Genomic DNA, 23,758 nt, shown 5'->3' with positions numbered 1-23,758 from the left:
GTAAATTCATACAAAACTATATTAGTTTGTAAATAAAATTATAGAAACAATATTTTAAAAGTTTTTCTTACTAACCATTTAATCCTCAGAATTATGAAAATGAAAACCACTTTGTTTTACGTATTCTGTCAAATCACAAATGACAGAAGTCCTCCCTTTTTTTTCCAAAGAACAAATCATGAAAAAATTTATCCTTAAAAATCAAAAAATCATATGAAAAATTTATACCAAATTATTCTCTTCCTGATTTGCGGAATCATGTATTCCCAAACGCAAAATGATATTGAAAAGATTAAGTCTGAAACAAATGTCGCAGAACTCGAAGCTTTAAGTATAAAATACAAAGCGGAGGCAGATAGAAATAAGGAAAGAGCAATAAGTCTTGCCCGAACTAATGGCTGGAGCCTGACCATTATTAATAAAGACGGGACGCAAAGTGAGTTGATGGACGTTACTCCGGACGGAAAGTCGCCAATTTACTTTACTCCTGAAAATGCCGACGCAGCAAAATCAACCCGAACAAATTATTTAAATTCCGGTGGTGGTTTGGGTCTTACACTCAACGGACAAACCATGACAGCCTATGTTTGGGATGGTGGCGCTACACTACCTACTCATAACGAATTTGGCGGAAGGGTTTCTATTTTAGATGGTGCCACCGTTATTAATCCGGCAAACAACAATAGCCAGCATGCCAATCACGTTACAGGTACTATCGTTGCTGCAGGTGTGGTAGCGCAGGCAAAAGGAATGGCTTATCAGGCAAATGCCAGAACCAACGATTGGAATAGTGATTTGTCTGAAGCCACAGCAGCAGCTGGTTCAAGCGGAATGTTATTATCCAATCATTCTTATGGATGGGCAACAAGAAGTTCTCCGGGAGGGCCTATTTTAATTGCTCCATGGCAATTTGGTGCTTACCAAACCATTGCAAGAGATTGGGATAACGTAATGTTTAATGCGCCGTACTACTTAATGGTAAAAGCTGCGGGAAATGATGGTAATGACAACACTGCAAATCCAAGCCCTATAGGAGGTGCAAGCTATGATAAGCTGACCGGATTTGCTACCTGCAAAAACAATCTTGTAATTGCAAATGCTAATGATGCTGTAATAAGCAGTACTGGAGCATTATCAAGTGTTACTATTAATGCCTCCAGCAGTCAGGGTCCTACAGACGATTTAAGAATCAAGCCGGATCTTACCGGAAACGGGACTTTGCTGTATTCGACCGCTACGCTTACATCTGTAATAACACCACTAACAAATAGCAGTTACGGAAACGCAACCGGAACTTCGATGGCGTCTCCCAACGTTACCGGAACATTGCTTTTGCTGCAACAACATTACAAAAACAAAACCGGCGGGTTTATGCGTGCTGCAACCTTAAAAGGATTGGCATTACATACCGCAGACGATGCCGGTCCGGTTGGTCCTGATGCTATTTTTGGATGGGGATTACTAAATGCAAAATTTGCAGCCGAAACTATTACAAAAAAAGGAACGAATGCTATTATCGACGAAAACACATTAAATAACGGAGCAAATTATAGTTTTACGGTAACATCTGATGGTGTAAATCCTTTGATTGCTTCAATTTCATGGACAGATCCCGCAGGTGCAGCTTATTTTGGAAGTACACCAAATATTGGTACTGCCAAATTGGTAAACGATCTCGATATTCGCGTAACCAATACAGCGGGAACTACTTTTCCATACAAATTGTTAACAGCCACCACAAACACATTGGGTGATAATACCAGAGATCCGTTTGAGAGAATCAAGATCATTGGGGCTGCAGGCAACTACACCATAAGTATTTCTCATAAAGGAACTTTGGTAAACAGCCTTCAAAAATATTCTGTTATTGTTACCGGAATAGTGCCTCCGCTGGCTGATCTTTATATAAAAGACAGACCATTTGATACAGGTGTACAACCCAATCCGGATTCAGGACCTATGTGGATAAGCGATGATATTTGGGTAAGACAAAATATTGATGCAGGACTTGTACATGAAAATCCTGAATATAAAACAAGTTCACCAAATGCCGTATACATTAGAGTTTACAACAGAGGAACTGCTACAAGTTCTGCTTCAAAAGTAAAACTATATTTTGCAAAAGCTTCTACAGGACTAACATGGCCTACTAACTTTATTAATTTTAGTGTACTTGGCGTATTGCATGGTGATCTAATAGGCGAAGTTAATATTCCGGCCATAACTGCAGGCAGCAGCGCAATTGTTATGATTCCTTGGTATCCGCCAAACCCAGGTGATTTTTCATTTGACCAGCATCATTTTTGTTTAGCAGCCAGAATTGAATCTTTTGGTGATCCAATGTTTAATGAAGTTAATGGCAGTATTGCTCCAAATGCTAAAAACAACAATAATATTGCCTGGAAAAACCTGAGTGTTTACAATTTAAATACTACCGATGTTGTAGCGCCAACAGCCGTTTTTATTAGAGGAATAAAATCTAAATCTGTAAATATTAGATTTCTGGATAAAGGATTTAATGAAAACCTTAAAAACAATTTCTTCGAATTAGGCGGAACTATAGAAGCTACTCTTGATGCACGTTTATTTGAAAGAGCAGAAGCTAATGGAAGCCTGAGAAGTGTAAAAATTATCGATAAAAATAAAATTCTGATCACTTCGGCAGAAGCGGCAATTACTAATTTACCTATCGATAATGGAGAAACTTTTGGGATAACATTTGATTTTAGGGTAGCAAGAGACTTTCCTGCCGAGGAACAAATTACTTTAGATGTCATTCAGGAAGATGCCTTAAAAGGTGAATTAGAAGGCGGTGAACGTTTTGCTCTTGTAAAAGCTGACAAACCTAACACTAAAACTGATGAAATCGTACTTAAAGAAGCAGAAGATTCCAGAGTATTTACGATTTATCCTAATCCAACAAACGGCATTTTTAAAATTAGCATCAACAATGCCGAACAGGGAACTTTAAAAATATCAAGCCTTTATAATGGTGTTGTTTTTGAAGAAAAAACCAATAAAGAAACAGAATTTAATGTGAATATCGCAAAACAAACTCCTGGAATCTATATAGTTCAGTTTATTTCTGATAAAGGAATTGTAACTACCAGAAAGATCATTAAAAACTAATTTCTGAGATTTAAATTATTTTAAAAAAAATCCCAATACTAAATTTAGTATTGGGATTTTATATTTAAAAGAAAATCTGATTCTTATTTCAATCCAGCAATACTTTGCTCGATTGTAGCAATCTTTGCCAAAGCATCAGCTTCTTTTTGTTTTTCGTTTGCTAAAACTTTTTCAGGAGCTCCGGCAACAAATTTTTCGTTTGATAATTTTGCCTGAACCGATTTTAAGAAACCTTGTGTATAAACCAACTCTGCAGATAATTTTGCAATTTCAGCTTCAACATCAATATTTCCTCCCGAAATTGGAATGAAATATTCGTTTGATTTAACACGGAAAGATAATGCTCCGTCTACTTTAGCAGAAACATATTCGAAAGCAGAAATGTTTCCTAATTTTGTTACGATTGAATCAAAATACGCTGAGATATTCTCGCTATTGATCGCTTTTAATTCGATAGCATCTTTAAACGGAATATTTTTATCTTTTCTGATCGTTCTTATTCCAGAAATTACTTCAATTGTATTATCAAAATCAGCAATTAAACTCGCGTTAAATGGTTTTAATTCTGGCCATGTCGAAACAATTAATGCTTCTTCCGGAGTTCTGTCAGCAATTAAATGCCAAATTTCCTCGGTTAAGAAAGGCATAAATGGATGAAGTAACTTCAAGTTGCTTTCTAACATTTCGATTGCTTTGTCAAACGTTGCTTTATCGATTGGCTGTTGGTACGCCGGTTTGATCATCTCTAAAAACCAAGAACAGAAATCATCCCAAACCAATTTATAAATGGCCATTAATGAATCTGAAATTCTGTATTTTTCGAAATTATCTTCAATATCAACTAATGTCTGTTGCAATTTTGCTTCGTACCATTCGATCGCTACTTTTGATGATTCCGGCTGTGGAATAGTTTCTGAAACTTCCCATCCTTTAATCAGTTTAAAGGCATTCCAAATCTTATTCGAAAATGCTTTTCCCTGATTACATAATTCTTCATCAAACATAATATCGTTTCCTGCAGAAGCGCTTAAAAGCAATCCTACACGAACTCCATCAGCTCCGAATTTATCGATTAAATCTAAAGGATCAGGAGAATTTCCTAATGATTTAGACATTTTGCGGCGTTGTTTATCACGAACTAAACCAGTTAAATATACATTTGTAAATGGCTTTTCACCTGCATATTCGTAACCTGCAATAATCATTCTAGCAACCCAGAAAAACAAAATATCCGGGCCTGTTACCAAGTCGTTTGTTGGATAATAATATTTATAATCTGCACTTTCCGGATCCATTATTCCACCAAAAACTGACATCGGCCACAACCATGACGAAAACCACGTATCTAACGCATCAACATCCTGTGTTAAATTATTAATTGTTAATTGTTGATTGTTAGTTTTTTCCTGTACTAATTTTAACGCATCTTCGATGTTTTCTGCAACTACGAAATCTTCTTTTCCGTCTCCGTAATAATAAGCCGGGATTTGTTGTCCCCACCATAATTGACGTGAGATATTCCAATCACGGATATTGTTTAACCAATGCGCGTAAGTGTTTTCGAAACGTTTTGGGTGCAATTTAATTTCTCCTGTTTCTAAAACTGATTTAATGGCCGGTTTTACTAAATCTTCCATTTTTAAGAACCATTGGTCTGATAATCTTGGTTCGATTACCGCTTTGGTTCTTTCAGATGTTCCAACTTTATTCAAATGGATTTCGGTTTTTGCCAAAGCTCCAATTTCTTCTAATTCTTTTGCAATTTCGGTACGAACCACAAAACGATCTTTTCCCTGATAATGTAATCCGAAGCTGTTTAACGTAGCATCTTCATTAAAAATATCAACGATTTCAAGATTGTGTTTTTCTCCTAGTGCTTTATCGTTTACATCATGCGCCGGAGTTACTTTTAAACATCCGGTTCCGAATTCTACATCAACATACTCATCTTCGATAATCGGAATTACTCGACCACAAATAGGAACGATGGCGCTTTTACCTTTTAAATGTGTAAAACGCTCATCATTTGGGTTGATACAAATTGCAGTATCTCCAAAGATAGTCTCAGGACGTGTTGTGGCAATGGTTAAAAATTCCTCAGTTCCCTCAATTTTATAGTTTAGGAAAAATAATTTTCCTTGTTGTTCTTCGTAAATAACTTCTTCGTCAGATAAAGTTGTTTTGGCTTCCGGATCCCAGTTCACCATTCGGTATCCTCTGTAAATTAATCCTTTGTTGTATAAATCTACAAATGATTTAATTACAGATGCTGACATGTCAGGATCCATTGTAAATTTGGTTCTTTCCCAGTCGCATGATGCTCCCAGTTTTTTAAGCTGATCCAGGATTACTCCACCGTATTTATCTGTCCATTCCCAGGCGTGAGCCAAAAATTCTTCACGGGTTAAATCATTTTTATTGATTCCTTCCGCTTTTAATTTTGCTACAACTTTTGCTTCGGTTGCAATAGATGCGTGATCCGTTCCCGGAACCCAACAAGCGTTGAAACCTTTAAGACGCGCTCTACGAATTAAAACATCCTGAATTGTATTATTCAACATATGCCCCATGTGCAAGACTCCTGTCACGTTTGGTGGCGGAATTACAATTGTATAAGGTGTTCTATGATCTGGCTCTGAATGAAAATAATTATTTTTCATCCAGTAATCATACCATTTATTCTCGATCGTTTTAGCGTCAAATTGTGCTGGAATACTCATTTATAGATTGTTTAATCGTGGATATGTTTAATCGTTAATTTGTTACTTCGTTTAATCGTCTAAGCTTAATCAATTAAACGATTAAACAGTTAAACAAATTAACAATAAAAAAATTGGTTCAATTTTTGTAATTATAACTGACAGCAAAAGTAAATAATTAAGTACACTATAAAAAGCGAAATAATAATTTGTGTATTAATTAAAACAAAGTATATTTACTTACAACTTAAAAACAATTTCAAAATGAAAAATGTTGCCACTTTTATTGTAATAGTATTATTTAGTGCAATAGGTTATTCGCAGAACGGTCCAAAAATTGAATTTTCGGCACCGGACAATACAGTTGATTATGGGAAAATATCAAAAAGTGATAATGGAGTTCGCTCTTTTGAATTTACGAACACCGGAGACGCCCCATTATTAATTACATCTGCAGAATCAACAGTAAGCACAATCGTCGTTACAAAACCTGCTGCTGCAATTATGCCGGGTAAAAAAGGAAAGATTGATGTGAAATATAACATGGCTGTAGGTCCTATTCGTAAAACAATTACTGTAGAAACCAATGCTGTAAATTATCCTGATGGTAGAGTTGCCCTAAAAATTAAAGGGGAAGTTTTATAAAAAATTACATTCTAAAAATAGTAAAGCCGCTTCAAAATGAAGCGGCTTTTTTATGTCTTGTCATAAATGACAAATACATTACATATTTTAATTCTTTTATCTTTCCAACCATAGCCCGTGGTTTCAACCGTGGTGACACAATACAAGGCGTAACAATGTTGCGCTCCAATGGTTAAAACCATTGGCTATATTTACAATATTACGGTTGCTTTTATGTGTAAATCTTTGTCAAAGTTTAAAACTTTGACAAAGATAATTACGCGTAATAAACCCGACAGGTTTTTAAAACCTGTCGGGTTTGCTATGACGTTTTACTTATCAGAACATTCAACACTTTCAAATTTATATTTTACACTTTCAAAATCGATAGGTTTGTCTTTTACTAAGTACGTTACCCCCATTGTTGTCTGCATTGTACCATTTCCTAAAATCAACTGTTTATCACGTTTTAAAAGTGCCATTGGATTTTTGAAAATTCTGTCTTTGCTTGCCAATTCTTTAAAAGTATAGTCTACAAATAATGTATCACCATGAAATTCTCCTGCAACTTCACCTGTTCTTACTGTTGAAGGCGCAACTTTCATCACCATATCTCCGGTTAACTTTCCGTTTTTTAAGGTATTCAATTTTAAATCTATTGTGTCTTTTTCGTATATGGCCTTATAGCATTCACTGCTTACAATCTTTTCTCCCTCAGCTTTAACTGCTTCGGTTTCTTTTTGTTTTTCTTCTTTTTTACAGCTTTGAAATCCGACTAAGGTCAGAAGCAAAAATGGTATGACTAGTTTTTTCATAATTATATTAAATTCAATAGTTATTATACGTCGATGAATTTACAAATTTTTAATTACAAATTCACTTCTTCTGTTCAATTCATGATCTTCTTCTGAACAGGCATCATCGGTTTTACATTTTATAATGGGCACAGATTCTCCGTAACCTTTGGCTGTAACTCTGTTTGCATTAATGCCGGATTGTATGATGAATTCCCTTGTTGAACTGGCTCTTTTTTGAGACAAATCTTCATTGAATTTTGCATTTCCACGCGAGTCTGTATGTGATCCAATTTCGATTACCATTCCTGGATATTTGTTCATTAAAAACACAACCCTGCTCAAAACCACTTTTGATTCTTTACGGATGTACCACATATTGTAATCAAAATAAATCGGATCTGTTTTGATGATCAATCTGTTTTTATCATCTTTTATAACATCTTTTTCCTGTTCTAAAATCTGTTTTACTTTTTCATTCTTTTTAACTTCGGCCGCGACAATTGCTGCTTCTTTGGCTTTTTTCTCTTTTTCTTTTAATTGAACAGCTGCCAAGGCCTCTTTTTTCTTATTCTCTTCTTCTATAATGATTTCTTGTTTTCTTTTCTTTTCGGCATTTTCTTTTTCTTCCAGTTTAATTGCATCTACAGATTTTAGCGCCAAAGATGCATCGCTTGTTTTATTTCTGGTTTTGTCTAAAGATAAAGTTACAGACTCATTTGTGTATTTTTCCTTGAAAGCCGAAACTTTATAAGCAGCTTCACAGGCAACTGTAAAACTAAATTTTCCATCTGCAGATGTTGTAATTGTATTCAGGGTTTTATTCTCTGAATCCTGCAAAATTACTGTTGCATTTTCAAGCGCCAGTTTTGTATCAATATCTGTAATTGTTCCTGCGATAAATTGTTTACAATCTTCGACAATTAAATCCTTGATTTCCTTAAATTGATAAATATCGTCGCTTCCTTTTCCTCCTTCTCTGTTTGAGGCAAAATATCCTTCTTTGGTATTTGAATTGATGTTAAAGGAGAAATCATCCAAATTTGAATTTAATGGTAAACCGATATTGGTTGGTTTCGAATATTCATTTCCTGTAATATCAGAAACAAAAACATCCAGCGACCCATATCCCAAATGTCCATCTGAAGAAAAATAAAGTTTATTATCATCCGAAACAAACGGAAATTGTTCTCTTTTATCTGTATTAATAATGGGCCCTAAATTTTTTGGTGTATCAAAAGCACCTCTATTAATGTTTACCGAATAAATATCAAATGAACCTAAACTTCCGGGCATGTCAGACGCAAAGTACAACACTTTTTCATCTGCACTCAAAGCTGGATGTTCTACAGAATAATTCGGACTATTGAATGGAAGTGAAACAATATTTTTCCATTTTCCTTCTACAAGTTCAGCCTTGAAAATTTGAAGATTTGAAATTTTTTGATCGTTCTTTTTCTTGCTGCCGTTTTTAGAATTATTTCGGGTAAAATAAATTGTTTTACCATCTTTTGTAAAAATGGCGTTGGCTTCGTGTACGCCTGTTTTTAATTCATCGGCAAAATAAGTCACAATTGTTTCTGCAGAATTACTGTTTTCGACCGGAACTTTTATCAGATTCAAATAAGTTTCATTGTCCCATTTGTATTTTTTGTCGAATAATCCGGGTTTTAATTTCACGCCTGCAAAAACCAGATTGTCTTTGTACTTAACGGCTCCAAATTCGGAATTCGGTGTATTTATTGCGAGATTTTTGATGTCAAATCTGTTCCCAATTGCTGATACATTTTCAAGTTCTTTTAATTCTTTCTGAAAATAAACAGAATCCTGACTGTTGGCTGATTTGGAGTAATACTCTTTTAAAACAACATTTGCATCGGCATAACTATTACTTGCTTTTAAGGTCTGTGCGTATCTAAAATAATATTGTCTGTCTAAATCTTTGTTATAATTAGTGACCAAAAGCCTGTAATAACGCTGTGCTTTGATTAAGTCATTTGTATAATAATAAGAATCGGCCAGATTTTTAATTACTTCTTGCGAAGGTTTAGTTTCTGCCAGTTTTTGATATAAAATAATGGCTTCGCTGTAATAGGTTTTATCAAAAAACCGTTTAGCTCTAATCAATTCCTGATCTTGTGCATTTACAAACTGTATTAAAAATACGAATATAATAACGAGTAGTTTTTTCATATTTTTCATTTTAAAAGAATCTAGGTGATTTATCAAATCCTTTTCCTAATAAATCCAGATCAAAAAGCAGCATAATTTCGTGTGTTCCTGAATTAAACTGTCCTAAATTTGAAAGTGTATAATCGTATGCATAACCAACTCTAAGAGACGGCGTAACGTTAATATTTACTAAGCCGCTTATGGCATCATCGATTCTATACGCGGCACCAAGTTCAAATTTATTATTATACAAAACATTGGCCGTAATATCTATAGAAAGTGGTGCGCCAGTAACATATTTGGTCATAAAGGCTGGTTTTAACTTCACCTTGTCATTGATTTGAAACACATATCCGGCGGTTAAAAATGTATGAATATCTTCTGATCCGAAGGCGTTTATTCCTGATTTTTCTTCGATATGTTTCGTATTTAACAAGTTTGGCGCTGATAATCCCACATAAAAATTGTTTCTGAAAAAGTAAGCTCCTACTCCAATATTTGGTTTGGTTACATTGACATCTTCGGCGAAAGCCAAATCTGTTGAGGTATCGCCACTTTGCAAAACAAAACCATTAAAATTTGTCTGAATAGATGAAAATCCTGCTTTTAAACCTAATGAAAGCCTGTTTTGTCCTCCCAAATTAAGTACATAGGCAAAATCAGCGTAGACATTATTTTCCTTTTTTGCCCCGTCGCCAATATCATCAGATATTAATGACAAACCTACTTCGACTTTATCATTTATGGCTGTGTGACCAAAAAAGGTAAATGTTTTTGGAGCACCAACTGCGCCCACCCATTGTGTTCTGTATAATCCGCCTAGATTTAACATTGCCGGCATTCCAGATGCATATGCTGGATTTACTACACTCATATTATACATATAATGTGTGTATTCAGGATCCTGCTGCGCGGATATTGATGTTATATAAAAGAAAAAACTTATAAAAATTATGATTTTTTTCATTGAATTTTATATTAATAAGGTAAAGGAATTATCGATTTAAATAAAGGCGGCCTTGTTTAGGAGGTCTGTTATCTTTATTAAAATTGAGAATATAAAAATAGACTCCGTTTGGCGCCATTCCGCTGCCAATTCCTTCTCTTTCATAATTTAAACCATCCCATCCCGGTTTACCATTAAAGCCTTTATACATTCCGTTTCCGTATCTGTTAAAAATTTCAATTGTATAATTTGGATATAAAAATTCAATATTCGGTATGACATAAGTGTCGTTTACACCGTCTCCGTTTGGAGAAAATCCGTCAGGAATAAAAAAGTCATTCGGCACATCATCACAATCTGTTAGTGTAACCGTTACTTCAAGATAATCATAAGAAAAACAATCACTTGTACCCGAAAAATCAAAACCATAATATCTTCCCTGTTCTGTTAAAGCAGTTGTTGACGGCAATAAATTTCCGTTGTTCGGCGCATCGTACCAAACTATTGTTGCAGGAACATTGGTGTTGTTAGATAAATCTGCAACGGTTGGAGTATTTAATCCGCAAAAATTCTGCCCGTCTGTACTTAACACCGGAGCAGGTGTATCATTTACGGTAACTGTTATCATAGTAGGCTCTGATGTACAATCGGAAGCTGTTACTCTTACCCAGTAATTTCCTGACTGTAAAACATAAGTATCTGCAAATGCTGTTGTTGATATCGCTGAATCATACCACTTATACTGCGCACCATTTGGCTGTAAATTAGCAATCGTCGCACCATCAATTTTACAAAATTCCTGATTAATAGCGGTTGGCGCCACAGGAATCGGGTTTATAGTAAACGGATCGGCAACACCACTTATATTAATTCCACATGTGGCGGAGTTATTTGTTAAATTTGTAACTGTTGCAGTTGTAGTTCCTGTATTTAAAAGTAATGCGGAAGGAATTACAAAAGAAGCATTTCCGCCTATTGGATTTAACACAATAGTCTGTACTGTCGATGTATTACTTCCGGAAAGCGTATAGGATAATGTTACGTCTGTCAAATTTCCTAATCCTGAAACTGAAGCCGAAACCACATCTCCAAAACAAACATTAGCAATTTGTATTCTCAAATTGGCAATATTCGGTAACGGATTTATAACAATATTTCCTTTTAAATTTGCCGTATTTGTACATAGCGATATTACATGGGTAATATTGGTAATTGTAATTACTCCGTTTCCACTTCGTGAATTTAAAATATCCGGAATTGTAAAACTTGCCACGCCGCCTGTAAACGTAACTCGTACTGTTTGAAAATTGGCAGTATTGGCTCCGGAAATATTATAACGAAGGTCATAAATACCGTCAATGATTTTTACTGCATTTGATATTACTGCTACAGCGTCAGCATTCTGACACGTTTTTATTTGATCAATTTTTGCTCCTGTCAGATCTGGTATTGGATATATGTGAAGTATATCTGATAAATTATTAGTAACATTGGTGCAGGCTCTTTTGCTATTCTGGGCAAATACATCAATTATTGTTACTGTAAAATCTCCAACCTGTTTAAAATAATCTGATTTAATTGGAAAAAGAAGAATTCCGTTAGTAAAATTTGCTGTAACCGTTTCTATACCACCATTTGGTCCTGAAACACTAAATATCACGTTATAAGTTCCATTTGGAATCGCAGCCGGTCCTTTTGTAAGTCTGGCAGTATACGTTGCCGTTGGAATTTCTGTTTCGCATATATCAGGGCTAACAACAAGCGTTGCACCAGTAAGATCCAGTTTTCTTTCGATTATAATTGTTATTTGTTCATCATCAGCATTACAAACTGCCTCTGGAGATGGAACGCTGTAATTGAAATTATAGGTACCTGCTCCAAATCGGTTGTAAATTTTTTCAATGTCTATAACATGATCTCCGGCAAAAGTTAATTCTCCGGTTGGGCGAGGCCCCATATCGGTCCAAGTACCATTGGGATCTGCACCTGTAAGCAAATTATACAAGTCATAATTGGTATAATTAGTTATAGCATCGCTACAAATCAATAAAGGAGGTTTCGCATCTCCGGCTTCTGGTGCCCTTACAACTTTTACAAATACAGTTGCCTGAGGTGGAGCTGCACATGAACCTATAGCATCCATCCTGTAAGTAAAAGAGTAAAGTCCGCTTAACTCTTTAACATTAACAGATTCCTCAATATCCTTATTAGTCCTGTTATCATGCCATTTTCCATTAAGCAACGGACTGAGAAATCTACCATCAAAAGCCTGAAAAAGATTATAAGTACCTAATGCAGAACAAATTATTGTTTGAGAAGGTTTGCCTGTATAACCGCCAATTGTAACATAAACGGTTGATGAATTATCTGTACAGCCTGCAATGCCATCTACTGTATAGGTATAACTAAATACACCACTATAGGAAATAGCATGTACATTTAAGAATCCAGTTGCAGGATCCAATCCTCCCATATCATAATCATCAGACCATGTACCACCCGGAGTCGCCGATGGTCCTAACAAAGAATATAAATTAACAGATGCGTTTGCAGCACTATCATAATCACAAATTGTCAATGCTGCATCATTTCCCGCACATTGAGCGTATGAAGCTATTGGTAAAAATGATAAAAAAACAAAAAACAAGAAAACTTGTAAGAAATTAGCGTATTTTTTGACCATAAATTATATTTTTGATAAACATAATAAAAATATTACGCCAATTTATCAAAAAACTTAATTTTCTTATTAATTTCGTCAAAAAATAAGAGCAAGGTCAAAAAAAATCTCGTTAACTTCTCTTTTAATACGAATATTATAATTCGTCTTCCAGCCTGAATCGAAATTTTAAAATCAAACTATTTCTCTCTATTTCCATATTAATCCAGGCATCCTCTTCAGACTTTAAAAGATTATTTATTTGTTGAAGAGAATATTTATAAGGTAATATTTTATTGATACTTACTATTATATCTCCCTTTTGAAGTCCGCATTTATCAGCCGCAGAATTTTTACGAATATTTATGATTTCATACACTGGCTTCAAAAGAAATTTATATCTGAAATTATCATTATTTTTTTCTCTATCCTCCAACTCACTTACTGATGATGCAACTTGTACTGTTTGTAAATGAACTGTTTCCTGAACCCATTGTAAACCATTATGCTGAATCGTAATTCCGCTTTTATTATAGGTAAAGGGTTCATAAAATTTGGTATTTTTTTTAAGATATAATTTTCGGTCTGCATAATCTAAAACCAAAGTAAATCGTTTTAAAATTTCACCGCCAACAGAACCAATACGATCCGGCACCATTTTTACATTTCGAATAGAAGTCGAATCCGGAAAAGAAACAATTGGATTTTTAAATTCGAAATCGGCAATAGAAAATTTTTCCAGTTTTGCCCGATGTCCTTCAATATCACCACTAAAACCTTTTCCTAAAAAATCAGGAAAATTCTTTTGTGGCAATTTTATTTTATTATTTTCAAAAATCCAAAATGCATCACTATTTCCTATATCAATAAGCAATTTAGCGGGTATTTCTTCACCATTTGAAACTGCTGTTGTATAAATATAAGGTTTCGATCTTTCAATCGTAATAGGAACTGCTTTAAATTTTTTATCTAATTTTTGCCTTGTTTCTTCGTTATTTAAATGAACGATAACCTTCTTTTTTTGATAATTAATTTCGACTAAATTATTTTTAAAAAATTTATGTCCGATAATTCCGTTTACCGGAATACCGATGTGAGAAGACAAGTTAAAACTCTGATCTAAAATAATATAAACCAAATGATTGCTGGATTTTATACCATGAGTTTCCAGAATATTGTTTGTTGATTTTAATCCTTCGATTTCTTCTTCACTTCCTAAACCTCTCAGCTTTATTTTTTCTATGTTATTAAAACTTACTTCCTGCATTTCTTCCATACTAAACAAAATGGTTTCTTCGACTCCTGAATCGAGTAAAAAATTCAATTCAACGCCGTTTACTTTTATCGGAATAAAAACAAGATTATTAATCAATTTAAAAGGAATAATAACCTTTTTACGATTGTTTTCAATTAAAAAATCACTTTGTGCTTTTAACGATAAAACTGACAAAAGCCCAAAAAACAACACAATATATTTTTTCATTGATAATATTTTATTATAAAATTAGTAAATATATTGATTATTGTTACATTTTTATAAGAGCCGTTAATGTTTACGTTAAATTCGAAAAAAAAATGCAAATTTGCACTTCAATAATTAAACACATGCCAACAATTTCAAACAAAGGCAGAAACATGCCCGAATCACCGATACGTAAACTTGCTCCTTATGCAGATATTGCAAAACAAAAAGGACATAAAGTGTATCATTTAAACATTGGTCAACCGGATATCAAGACACCCGAAGTGGCCATCGAGGCGGTAAAAAATATTGATTTAAGTATTATAGAATACAGTCCGTCTGCCGGATATGAAAGTTATAGAAAAAAATTAGCTAAATTTTACCAACGTCAAAATGTAAATGTTAACCCAGAAGACATCATTGTAACAACTGGTGGTTCTGAAGCTTTACTTTTTGCACTGGCCACAATTACAGATCCAGGAGATGAAATCATTATTCCGGAACCGTTTTATGCTAATTATCACGCATTTGCATCATCAACAAGTGCAACAGTAGTACCCGTAATTTCGACAATCGAAACCGGATTTGCTTTGCCAAGTATTGAAGATGTTGAAAAATTAATTACTTCTAAAACAAAAGCTATTTTAATTTGTAATCCGGGAAATCCAACCGGATATTTATATTCTGAAGCTGAAATTAAACAATTAGCGAGTTTAATTAAAAAACACGATTTGTATTTAATTGCAGATGAGGTTTATCGTGAGTTCTTGTACGATGGCGATGATGAGCATTTTTCTGTAATGAATTTAGAAGATGTAGACCAAAACGTAATTATGGTCGATTCAGTTTCAAAACGCTACAGTATGTGTGGCGCGAGAATTGGCTGTTTGGTTACTAAAAACAAAATGGTTCTTGCAACAGTAATGAAATTTGCCCAGGCACGTTTAAGCCCGCCAACTATCGAGCAAATTGCTTGTGAGGCCGCTATAGATACACCTCAAAGTTATTTTGACGAAGTTATTTCAGAATACAAAAGCCGTCGTGATACTTTGATTACGGAATTAAACAAAATTGAAGGCGTAATTGTAACCAAACCAAAAGGTGCTTTTTACTGTATTGCTCAATTACCAATTGACAATTCAGAAGATTTTGCACAATGGCTTTTAGAAAGTTACAATCTAAACGGCGAAACCGTTATGGTCGCTCCCGCAGCCGGATTTTACTCTACTCCGGGAATGGGATTAAATCAGGTGCGTATTGCTTATGTTTTAAATAAAAAAGATTTAATTACCGCTGTAAATATTTTGAAAGAAGCGCTTTTGGTTTACAACAAATAGAAAATAACAACTAAACACATCAACAACCATTAAAAAGACAATAACTTAACTGTTATTGTCTTTTGTATTTAAAAAAAATACAGGTTTTGCTTTAATTAAATTATATCCAAAAATGGATGATTAAATAGTAAAAACGATAGAAAATGTTTCCTTTTTATTAATTATCTTTACCGCCTTAAAAAGATATACCCATTATAATAGTAGTTTTTAATGACAAATAACGAAGATTTTTTAGACGAAATAGGAGACAATCATTTTAGTAGTAATGCGAAAAACCCTGTGAGACAGGATGCTTTTGATTTAACTGATGATGAAAAAATAGAAAAAATAAAAAAAGATGTTGAAAACATTCTACAGACTCTTGGAATGGATTTGACAGATGACAGCATAAAAGGTACTCCAAACCGAGTAGCAAAAATGTTTGTAAAGGAGATTTTTGGTGGTTTAAATCCTGCAAAACAGCCAAAAGCTTCTACTTTTGATAATAATTACAAATATGGCGAAATGCTGGTAGAAAAAAACATCACTGTTTATTCTACTTGCGAACACCATTTACTGCCGATTATCGGTAGAGCTCACGTTGCTTATATTTCCAGCGGAAGAGTTATAGGTTTATCTAAAATGAACCGAATTGTAGAGTATTACGCAAAAAGACCTCAGGTTCAGGAGCGTTTAACGATGCAAATTGTTCAGGAATTACAAAAAGCTTTAGGAACTGAAGATGTAGCCTGCGTTATCGATGCAAAACACCTTTGTGTAAACTCAAGAGGAATTAAGGACATTGAAAGCAGCACGGTAACTTCTGAATTTGGTGGAAAATTTAAAGATCCTCAAACTAAAAGAGAGTTTTTAGATTATATTAAATTGGAAACCCAATTTTAGTTTAATCCGTAAATCGTTAATTTGTTTAATCGCCTCGTATAATTCCGATTAAACGGTTAAACAAATCAACAATTAAACAGCAAAAAATGTATATTTTTTCCTTTGAAAAACTTGAGGTTTGGCAAAATGCGCGAATGTTTATTTTGGATATTTATAAATTAACTAGTAAATTTCCATCAAATGAATTATTTGGTATCACTTCTCAAATAAAAAGAAGCTCCTCTTCAATTGCAACAAATATTGCGGAAGGAACCTCGAGAAATACGAATAAAGATAAAGCTCATTTTTTGACGATTTCGTATTCATCAGCAATGGAAACTTTAAATCATTTGATTATTTCGAAAGATTTAAATTATGTATCAGAAAATGAATATCTGGGATGCAGAGAGAAAATTAAAAAAATCTGTAATCAGATAAATAGTTTAAAAAAATACTATCTTTCTAAAGAAACATAGTTAACAAAAAAAAACAATTAAGCGTTTCCACGATTAAACAAATCAACAATTAAACGATTAAACATTAAAAACGAATATGCCATTATATACAACACAGCCTCTAAAAATATACAATTCACTTTCGGGTGAAAAAGAAAATTTCAATCCAATTCATGAAGGAAATGTTGGAATGTATGTTTGCGGACCTACCGTTTACAGCAATGTACACTTAGGAAATGTGAGAACATTTATGTCGTTTGACGTTATTTTCCGATATTTTTTACATCTGGATTATAAAGTGCGTTATGTTCGAAACATTACTGATGTTGGTCATATTGTAGATGATGTTGATGAAGGCGAAGATAAAATTGCCAAAAAAGCACGATTAGAGCAACTTGAACCTATGGAAGTTGTGCAGCGATACACGGTAGATTTTCATGATATTTTGAAATCATTTAATTTTTTACCGCCAAGTATTGAGCCAACAGCAACCGGGCACATTATTGAACAAATCGAAATCATCAAAAAAATTATCGATACCGGAATTGGTTATGAAGCCAACGGATCTGTTTATTTTGATGTTGTAAAATATAACGAAACCAACAATTACGGAGTTTTGAGCGGTCGAAACATAGAAGATATGCTGGCCAATACCCGTGATCTTGATGGTCAGTCAGACAAAAGAAACCCACAGGATTTTGCACTTTGGAAAAAGGCAGAACCGGAACATATTATGAGATGGCCTTCGCCATGGAGCGATGGTTTTCCGGGCTGGCACTTAGAATGTACTGCAATGAGCACCAAATATCTTGGAAATCATTTTGACATTCACGGAGGCGGAATGGATTTAAAATTCCCTCACCACGAATGTGAAATCGCACAAAACGAAGCTTGTACAGGTCAATCGCCGGTAAATTACTGGATGCATGCCAATATGCTTACCTTAAATGGTAAAAAAATGGCAAAATCAACCGGAAATAATATTTTACCAGGTGAAATTTTAAGCGGAGACAACAATATTCTAAGCAAAGCTTTTTCTGCTTCTGTAACACGTTTTTTCATGTTACAGGCGCACTACAGAAGTATTCTGGATTTTTCTGATGATGCTATTGTTGCTGCAGAAAAAGGATATAAAAGATTGATGGAAGCGGTTGATGCATTGACAGATATTAATGCAGGCGCAACAAGCTCTATAGATATTGCATCATGGAAACAATTGTGCTACGATGCAATGAACGATGATTTTAACACGCCAATTTTAATTGCACAATTATTTGAGGCAGTTCGTTATGTCAATTTACTTAAAGAAGGAAAAGAAACCATTTCTGCAGAAGATTTAAAAACATTTTTAACAGCAATGAATGCTTTTGTTTTTGATGTTTTAGGTTTAAGTGACGATAAAGCTGCTGACAGTAATAATGATAAGTTAGAAGGCGTTGTAAATATGCTGATCGGAATGAGAAATCAGGCCAGAGCCGATAAAAACTTCGCGCTTTCAGATCAGATTCGTGATCAGTTGATTGCTTTGGGCATTCAGTTGAAAGACGGAAAAGAAGGAACCAGTTTTTCAATATAACAAACTCAATTTCTAATAAATCATGAAAGTAACTACTCCATTTGTTTTATTAGTACGTTTTTACCAAACTGCAATTTCGCCTTTTACACCGGCAAGCTGCAGATTTGAACCAACCTGTTCCAGCTATATGATTCAGGCTTTACAAACACACGGATTGTTTTATGGAGGATATCTGGGAATGAAACGCATTTTGAGCTGTCATCCGTGGGGAAGAACAGGTTACGATCCGGTTCCGGAAAAGAAATGCTCGCATAAACATTAACTTTAAATAAAGATTTACTCTGTTTTAAAGTTTTATTTTTACAATACAAAAAACAATATAATTATATGACACAAGCTTTAAATATCATTTGGAATCCTTCAGAAGGAATCGATTTAGGATTTTTTATGATTCGTTATTACAGTTTAATGTTCGTAATCGCCTTTGGATTAGGATGGTTTTTAATGAAGAAAATTTTCGAACGCGAAAATGAACCTTTAGACAAATTAGATTCTCTTTTTGTATGGACGGTTTTAGCGACTTTAATTGGCGCACGTTTAGGTCATGTTTTATTTTATGATTGGGAATATTTTAGAAATCATTTACTTGAGATATTTTTACCCTTTAAATTCGAACCAAAATTTGAATTTACAGGATTTCAGGGATTAGCAAGTCACGGTGCTGCAATTGCAATTATCATTGCCATGTATTATTACAGCAAAATAATCTTAAAACGCCCGTTATTATGGATTTTGGACCGCGTCGTAATTCCGGTGGCGAGTGGAGCAATATTTGTTCGTTTAGGAAATTTTTTCAATTCTGAAATTATCGGACATGAAACTACATCTGCATTCGGAATTCGTTTTTTACACGACCAGTTCAGTAAAGCTGAAGCCGTAAATGCTACACAAATCGCAAACCCAAAAGATGCTTATACAGCAATCGCAACAGATCCTAAATTTGCTGATTTATTAGCTCAGGTTCCTGCCAAACATCCTACTCAATTATACGAAGGATTTTGCTATATTTTTGTATTCGCTATCTTATACTTCTTATACTGGAAAACAAATGCAAGATTAAGATCAGGATATTTATTCGGATTGTTTTTAGTATTATTATTTGTGGTACGTTTCATTGTAGAATTCGTAAAAGAAAGCCAGGGCGGAATTGAAGCCGAATTAGGCTATTTTTCAACCGGACAATGGTTAAGTATACCTTTTATTATTATTGGTCTTTTCTTTATCATTAGAGCCAAAAGAAATCCTTTAGCTGCTTCTTAAGAGTCAGCTTCAAAATATAAAATGCCCGATAAGTAATTAATTTATCGGGCATTTTTTTTATAAAAAATATGAAATTCCAATTTCTATATTCTTAGTGTTGTATCCAGCGTTTGCTGAACCCAAACCAGCGTTCGAAACATGCCTTACACTTGGACGCAAATCAAATTGAAATTTATTTATGTTTAACGAAAAACCGACCGCAAGAACATCCGCGAAAGCGAAACCATCAGACATTCTTTCGGTATCTGTATCCGTAATCATCGGACCTATACTTCCCAAAATATAAAAAGAGCACCTTTTACCAATTGGTTTTCTGGCTAAGAAACCAATGTTTAAAACATATTCGTGAACATCTTTTAGCTGTGTATACTTTTCTCTTTTTTTAATATAATCCGGTTCTTCCGGCTTTACAAAATAAAAATTCAGCAATTGATGTTTTCCGAAATTGACTTCCGGCTGAACTAAAACTTCATATTGAAAATGTTTTGTTTCCTTCAATTTATAATACAATTGCAGTTTATAAAAATGATTTGTAAAAGTGTAATCTTTATTATTGAATTCGCTTCCGAAACCATAATTAAAACCAATGGCAAGCTTAGATTTTCCATCTTGTGCCGACATTTTTATTGCAAAGAAAAATACCAAAATATAGAGTAGTTTTTTATTCATACACGTGTTTTAAAACTATTTAAATATAGCATAAAAAAAGATCCGGCTTTCACCGGATCTTTTTAATATAATGTAAGCAGTTAATTATGCTTTGTTGTGCTTGTCTTCGATGTTATGTTTATCATCTTTAGAAATCGTGTCAACCAATACTGGTGTAGCGATAAATAATGAAGAATAAGTTCCTACAACAATACCAACCAACATCGCGAAGATAAACCCTCTGATAGATTCTCCACCAAAGATAAACATCGTTAATAATACAATGATCATCATTAATGATGTATTCAACGTTCTTGATAATGTAGTGTTAATAGAAGCATTTACAATATCTTCAAAAGATCCTTTACGGTTTCCGATGATGAACTCTCTAATTCTGTCAAATACAATTACAGTATCGTTCATTGAGTAACCAATAACGGTAAGAATCGCAGCGATAAAGTGCTGATCCATTTCCATGTGGAAAGGCATGAATTTATAACATAAAGAATAAATTCCTAATACAAAGATAACGTCGTGCGCTACAGCTGCAATCGCACCTAATGAATATTGCCATTTACGGAAAGACACCATTAAGTATAAGAAAATTGCTGCCATTGCACCAAGAACCGCCCAGTAAGAGTTCGTTTTAATATCTTCAGAGATAGAAGCTCCAACTTTAGACTGTTGCAATACACCTACTTTTTTACCATCAAATGAGTTGATAAATTTATCGTAAGTAGTATTTGGATAATATTTTGCTAATGCTTTAAATAATATTTGATTCACTTCTTCATCAACAGCTACTCCATCTTCTTTGATTTTGTATTTTGTTGTGATTTTTAACTGATCGTCATCACCTAAAATTTTAGCTTCAACCGGAGTTCCGAAAGCAGCAGATAATTCATCTGAAACTACAGTTGCATCAACCGGTTTTTCAAATTTAACCTGGAATGTTCTTCCTCCAACAAAATCAACACCTTCATCTAATCCGTTTACAAAGAAGATAGAAGTTAAACTTACTACAACTACAATAGAAGAGAAAATGTATGTGAATTTTTTAATTTTGATAAAATCAAAGTGGAAATTAGTAAACCAGTTTTTAGTAATATTTGTAGAGAAAGTTAAATCTCCTTTTCCTGCAATATTTCTATCGATGAAAATTCTTGCGATAAAAATTGACGTAAACATTGAAGTTACGATACCAATTAATAAAGTTAAAGCGAAACCTTTAATTGGTCCTGTACCAAAGATGAAAAGAATAGCTCCGGTTAAAACGTGCGTAACGTTTGCATCAATGATAGAACGCATTGCACCATGCCATCCGTAAGATGCAGCAACTGCTTCTGCCAATGATTTACCTTCACGTAATTCCTCTTTTGCTCTTTCAAATATAATAATGTTGGCATCTACCGCAGTACCTAATGTTAATACTATACCTGCAATACCTGGCAATGTAAGTACAAAACCAAAACTTGCCATAATTCCGAATAAGAAAAGTAAGTTTAATAATAATGCTAAGTTAGCATACCAACCTGCTTTACCATAATAGAATACCATCCATAAACAAACTAATAAAAATCCTAATACAGATGAAATTGTACCCGCATCAATTGCAGCCTGACCTAAAGATGGTCCTACAACTGTTGATTGAATAATATCTGCAGAAGCTGGTAATTTACCTGCGTTTAATACGTTTGCTAAATCTTTAGTTTCAGCAACATCAAAAGAACCTGTAATTTCTGATCTTCCTCCTGCGATTGGACCACTAGTAACTCCAGGAGCAGAATAAACGATGTTATCTAAAACAATAGCAATGTAACTTTTTTGAGAAAAAGCTCTTCCTGTTAATTCTTCCCAAACTTTAGCTCCCTGACTGTTCATTTGCATAGAAACAGCTGGTTTACCCATTTGGTCAAATGTATCTTTTGCATCAGTTACAAGTCCACCGTTCATAGCTGGTACATTGTCTCTGTTTCCTTTTAAAGCGTATAATTCTACAACTTCAACATCTTTTTGTTTTGCATCTTTAATTGTAGTTGGTTTACTCCAAACAAATTTTGCATAATGTTGGTCAGCACCTAATAAAATTCTGATGTCAGCTCTTTTGAAATATTCATTTACAACAGCTGTATCTTTTGGAGCGAAGTACCCTAAAACTGGTCCTCCACCTTGTCCTAAAATTTTATCAAATAATGGGTTGTTTCCTTTTTTAGCTTCAGTAGAATCTTTAGTATCAGTTAATAAAGCATTCAATGAATCTTTAGCAACTGTTTTAGTCTCTTTAGTTTTAACCTCAGTCTTTTTTAGAGCTTCGTTTGCAGCTACTAAAAAGTTTCCGATTTCTTCTATTTTATAAGTTTCCCAAAACTCTAACTGAGCTTTTCCACCTAATAATTTTTTAATTCTATCAACATCTTTAGCACCTGGAAGCTCTACTAAGATTCTTCCTGTAGCACCCAATTTTTGAATATTTGGCTGTGTTACACCAAATTTGTCGATACGCTCTCTTAATACTTTGTAAGCACTTTCGATAGACTCATCAACTTTTTTTCTAATTACTTTTTGTGCTTGTGCATCCGTCATTTCGAAAGCAATTCCGCCTTCTCCCTGTAAGTTTCTGTTAGCAAAAATTTCTGGAGAAGCTAATTTTGTAGTACCATTTGAATTTGCATCAAAAGCTTCAAAAAATTTATCCAAATAACTTTTATTTCCTTCTAAATTTGCAGTTGCGTCAGCTAATGATTTATTAAAAACCGGATTTTTAGAATTGTTTGCTAATCCTTTTAAAACATCTTTAATAGAAATTTGAAGAATAACGTTGATTCCTCCTTCTAAGTCAAGACCTTTATTGATTTGCTTATTTTTTACTTCATTATAAGTAAAATCAGTAAATCCAAGATTCAATACTTTTTCTTTTCCAATAGAATCTAAATATTTTAGCTCTTTGTCAGGATTATCTCCTGCAATAGCTTTAGCTTCACCTTTGACATTACTTGCCACGTAAGTGAACGAAAGTTGGTAAATACTTACCAATGCAAATAGAATTGCGAAAAATTTAATAAGTCCTTTATTCTGCATTATTACTAAAAATTAATTATGTTTTATTGTTTGTTTTTGTTTTAAAGTACCATAAAAT

16 protein-coding genes are annotated in these 23,758 nt (G+C 33.9%); 8 read left to right on the top strand and 8 right to left on the bottom strand.

Translation table 11 applies throughout. The features are described from left to right. Positions 1-213 precede the first annotated feature (213 nt). Positions 214-3,129 (top strand): S8 family serine peptidase, encoded by a 2,916-nt coding sequence (locus tag BUE22_RS01400; RefSeq protein WP_084540191.1) that lies wholly within the window; start codon positions 214-216, stop codon positions 3,127-3,129. 83 nt (positions 3,130-3,212) lie between these two features. On the opposite strand, the gene BUE22_RS01395 is transcribed toward BUE22_RS01400, so the two are convergent. Further along, a complete protein-coding gene (locus BUE22_RS01395; RefSeq protein ID WP_073393182.1) occupies positions 3,213-5,849 on the bottom strand; it encodes a valine--tRNA ligase in 2,637 nt (878 codons plus the stop codon). Positions 5,850-6,092: 243 nt separating this feature from the next. On the opposite strand from BUE22_RS01395, the gene BUE22_RS01390 reads away from it, so the two are divergent. Continuing rightward, the gene (locus BUE22_RS01390) at positions 6,093-6,473 is read left to right on the top strand and encodes a DUF1573 domain-containing protein (protein ID WP_073393180.1); all 381 of its coding nucleotides are present in this window, start codon (positions 6,093-6,095) and stop codon (positions 6,471-6,473) included. A gap of 311 nt (positions 6,474-6,784) precedes the next feature. Here the strand turns inward: BUE22_RS01390 and BUE22_RS01385 are convergent, their stop codons facing one another. From BUE22_RS01385 to BUE22_RS01365, 5 genes are all read right to left on the bottom strand, one after another. Then, the gene (locus BUE22_RS01385) at positions 6,785-7,267 is read right to left on the bottom strand and encodes a hypothetical protein (protein ID WP_073393179.1); all 483 of its coding nucleotides are present in this window, start codon (positions 7,265-7,267) and stop codon (positions 6,785-6,787) included. A gap of 39 nt (positions 7,268-7,306) precedes the next feature. Further along, entirely contained in the window at positions 7,307-9,439 is a 2,133-nt protein-coding gene (locus BUE22_RS01380) for an OmpA family protein (RefSeq protein WP_073394251.1), read from the bottom strand. Positions 9,440-9,449: 10 nt separating this feature from the next. Beyond that, positions 9,450-10,385, bottom strand: coding sequence for a PorP/SprF family type IX secretion system membrane protein (locus BUE22_RS01375; protein WP_073393177.1), 936 nt, complete (start codon positions 10,383-10,385; stop codon positions 9,450-9,452). A 28-nt stretch (positions 10,386-10,413) separates the two neighbouring features. Beyond that, positions 10,414-13,047 carry a gliding motility-associated C-terminal domain-containing protein gene (locus tag BUE22_RS01370; RefSeq protein WP_073393176.1) on the bottom strand — a complete coding sequence of 878 codons (2,634 nt, stop codon included), beginning with the start codon at positions 13,045-13,047 and terminating at the stop codon, positions 10,414-10,416. 133 nt (positions 13,048-13,180) lie between these two features. Then, complete coding sequence (locus BUE22_RS01365) at positions 13,181-14,506, bottom strand: PDZ domain-containing protein (RefSeq protein ID WP_073393174.1); 1,326 nt, start codon at positions 14,504-14,506, stop codon at positions 13,181-13,183. 122 nt (positions 14,507-14,628) lie between these two features. Here BUE22_RS01365 and BUE22_RS01360 point away from each other — a divergent pair, with 122 nt between their 5' ends. The 6 genes from BUE22_RS01360 to lgt all read left to right on the top strand — a co-directional run bounded on the left by BUE22_RS01360 (position 14,629) and on the right by lgt (position 19,974). Beyond that, positions 14,629-15,822, top strand: a complete 1,194-nt coding sequence (locus BUE22_RS01360; RefSeq protein WP_073394250.1) for a pyridoxal phosphate-dependent aminotransferase — start codon at positions 14,629-14,631, stop codon at positions 15,820-15,822. Positions 15,823-16,032: 210 nt separating this feature from the next. Continuing rightward, on the top strand, positions 16,033-16,704 hold the full coding sequence (gene folE / locus BUE22_RS01355) for a GTP cyclohydrolase I FolE (protein WP_042566362.1): 672 nt from the start codon (positions 16,033-16,035) through the stop codon (positions 16,702-16,704). Positions 16,705-16,790: 86 nt separating this feature from the next. After that, positions 16,791-17,159 carry a four helix bundle protein gene (locus BUE22_RS01350; RefSeq protein ID WP_073393172.1) on the top strand — a complete coding sequence of 123 codons (369 nt, stop codon included), beginning with the start codon at positions 16,791-16,793 and terminating at the stop codon, positions 17,157-17,159. Between the two features lie 76 nt (positions 17,160-17,235). After that, positions 17,236-18,714, top strand: coding sequence for a cysteine--tRNA ligase (cysS, locus tag BUE22_RS01345; RefSeq protein ID WP_073393170.1), 1,479 nt, complete (start codon positions 17,236-17,238; stop codon positions 18,712-18,714). A gap of 22 nt (positions 18,715-18,736) precedes the next feature. After that, complete coding sequence (gene yidD / locus BUE22_RS01340) at positions 18,737-18,976, top strand: membrane protein insertion efficiency factor YidD (RefSeq protein ID WP_073393168.1); 240 nt, start codon at positions 18,737-18,739, stop codon at positions 18,974-18,976. A gap of 65 nt (positions 18,977-19,041) precedes the next feature. Then, positions 19,042-19,974, top strand: a complete 933-nt coding sequence (lgt, locus tag BUE22_RS01335; RefSeq protein ID WP_073393166.1) for a prolipoprotein diacylglyceryl transferase — start codon at positions 19,042-19,044, stop codon at positions 19,972-19,974. Positions 19,975-20,031: 57 nt separating this feature from the next. Here lgt and BUE22_RS01330 read toward each other — a convergent pair whose 3' ends face one another. Next, positions 20,032-20,643, bottom strand: a complete 612-nt coding sequence (locus tag BUE22_RS01330) for an acyloxyacyl hydrolase (protein ID WP_073393164.1) — start codon at positions 20,641-20,643, stop codon at positions 20,032-20,034. Positions 20,644-20,727: 84 nt separating this feature from the next. After that, complete coding sequence (secDF, locus tag BUE22_RS01325; protein WP_073393162.1) at positions 20,728-23,700, bottom strand: protein translocase subunit SecDF; 2,973 nt, start codon at positions 23,698-23,700, stop codon at positions 20,728-20,730. Between the last annotated feature and the right edge of the window lie 58 nt (positions 23,701-23,758).

The sequence above is a fragment of the Flavobacterium pectinovorum genome (genome assembly GCF_900142715.1).
GTDB lineage: Bacteria > Bacteroidota > Bacteroidia > Flavobacteriales > Flavobacteriaceae > Flavobacterium > Flavobacterium pectinovorum.
This window is presented reverse-complemented; position numbering and strand designations above follow the sequence as displayed.

Coding starts and splice junctions, on each gene's coding strand:
- BUE22_RS01400 (WP_084540191.1), top strand. CDS start 214: ATGAAAAATTTATACCAAATTATTCTCTTCCTGATTTGCGGAATCATG.
- BUE22_RS01395 (WP_073393182.1), bottom strand. CDS start 5,849: ATGAGTATTCCAGCACAATTTGACGCTAAAACGATCGAGAATAAATGG.
- BUE22_RS01390 (WP_073393180.1), top strand. CDS start 6,093: ATGAAAAATGTTGCCACTTTTATTGTAATAGTATTATTTAGTGCAATA.
- BUE22_RS01385 (WP_073393179.1), bottom strand. CDS start 7,267: ATGAAAAAACTAGTCATACCATTTTTGCTTCTGACCTTAGTCGGATTT.
- BUE22_RS01380 (WP_073394251.1), bottom strand. CDS start 9,439: ATGAAAAAACTACTCGTTATTATATTCGTATTTTTAATACAGTTTGTA.
- BUE22_RS01375 (WP_073393177.1), bottom strand. CDS start 10,385: ATGAAAAAAATCATAATTTTTATAAGTTTTTTCTTTTATATAACATCA.
- BUE22_RS01370 (WP_073393176.1), bottom strand. CDS start 13,047: ATGGTCAAAAAATACGCTAATTTCTTACAAGTTTTCTTGTTTTTTGTT.
- BUE22_RS01365 (WP_073393174.1), bottom strand. CDS start 14,506: ATGAAAAAATATATTGTGTTGTTTTTTGGGCTTTTGTCAGTTTTATCG.
- BUE22_RS01360 (WP_073394250.1), top strand. CDS start 14,629: ATGCCAACAATTTCAAACAAAGGCAGAAACATGCCCGAATCACCGATA.
- folE (WP_042566362.1), top strand. CDS start 16,033: ATGACAAATAACGAAGATTTTTTAGACGAAATAGGAGACAATCATTTT.
- BUE22_RS01350 (WP_073393172.1), top strand. CDS start 16,791: ATGTATATTTTTTCCTTTGAAAAACTTGAGGTTTGGCAAAATGCGCGA.
- cysS (WP_073393170.1), top strand. CDS start 17,236: ATGCCATTATATACAACACAGCCTCTAAAAATATACAATTCACTTTCG.
- yidD (WP_073393168.1), top strand. CDS start 18,737: ATGAAAGTAACTACTCCATTTGTTTTATTAGTACGTTTTTACCAAACT.
- lgt (WP_073393166.1), top strand. CDS start 19,042: ATGACACAAGCTTTAAATATCATTTGGAATCCTTCAGAAGGAATCGAT.
- BUE22_RS01330 (WP_073393164.1), bottom strand. CDS start 20,643: ATGAATAAAAAACTACTCTATATTTTGGTATTTTTCTTTGCAATAAAA.
- secDF (WP_073393162.1), bottom strand. CDS start 23,700: ATGCAGAATAAAGGACTTATTAAATTTTTCGCAATTCTATTTGCATTG.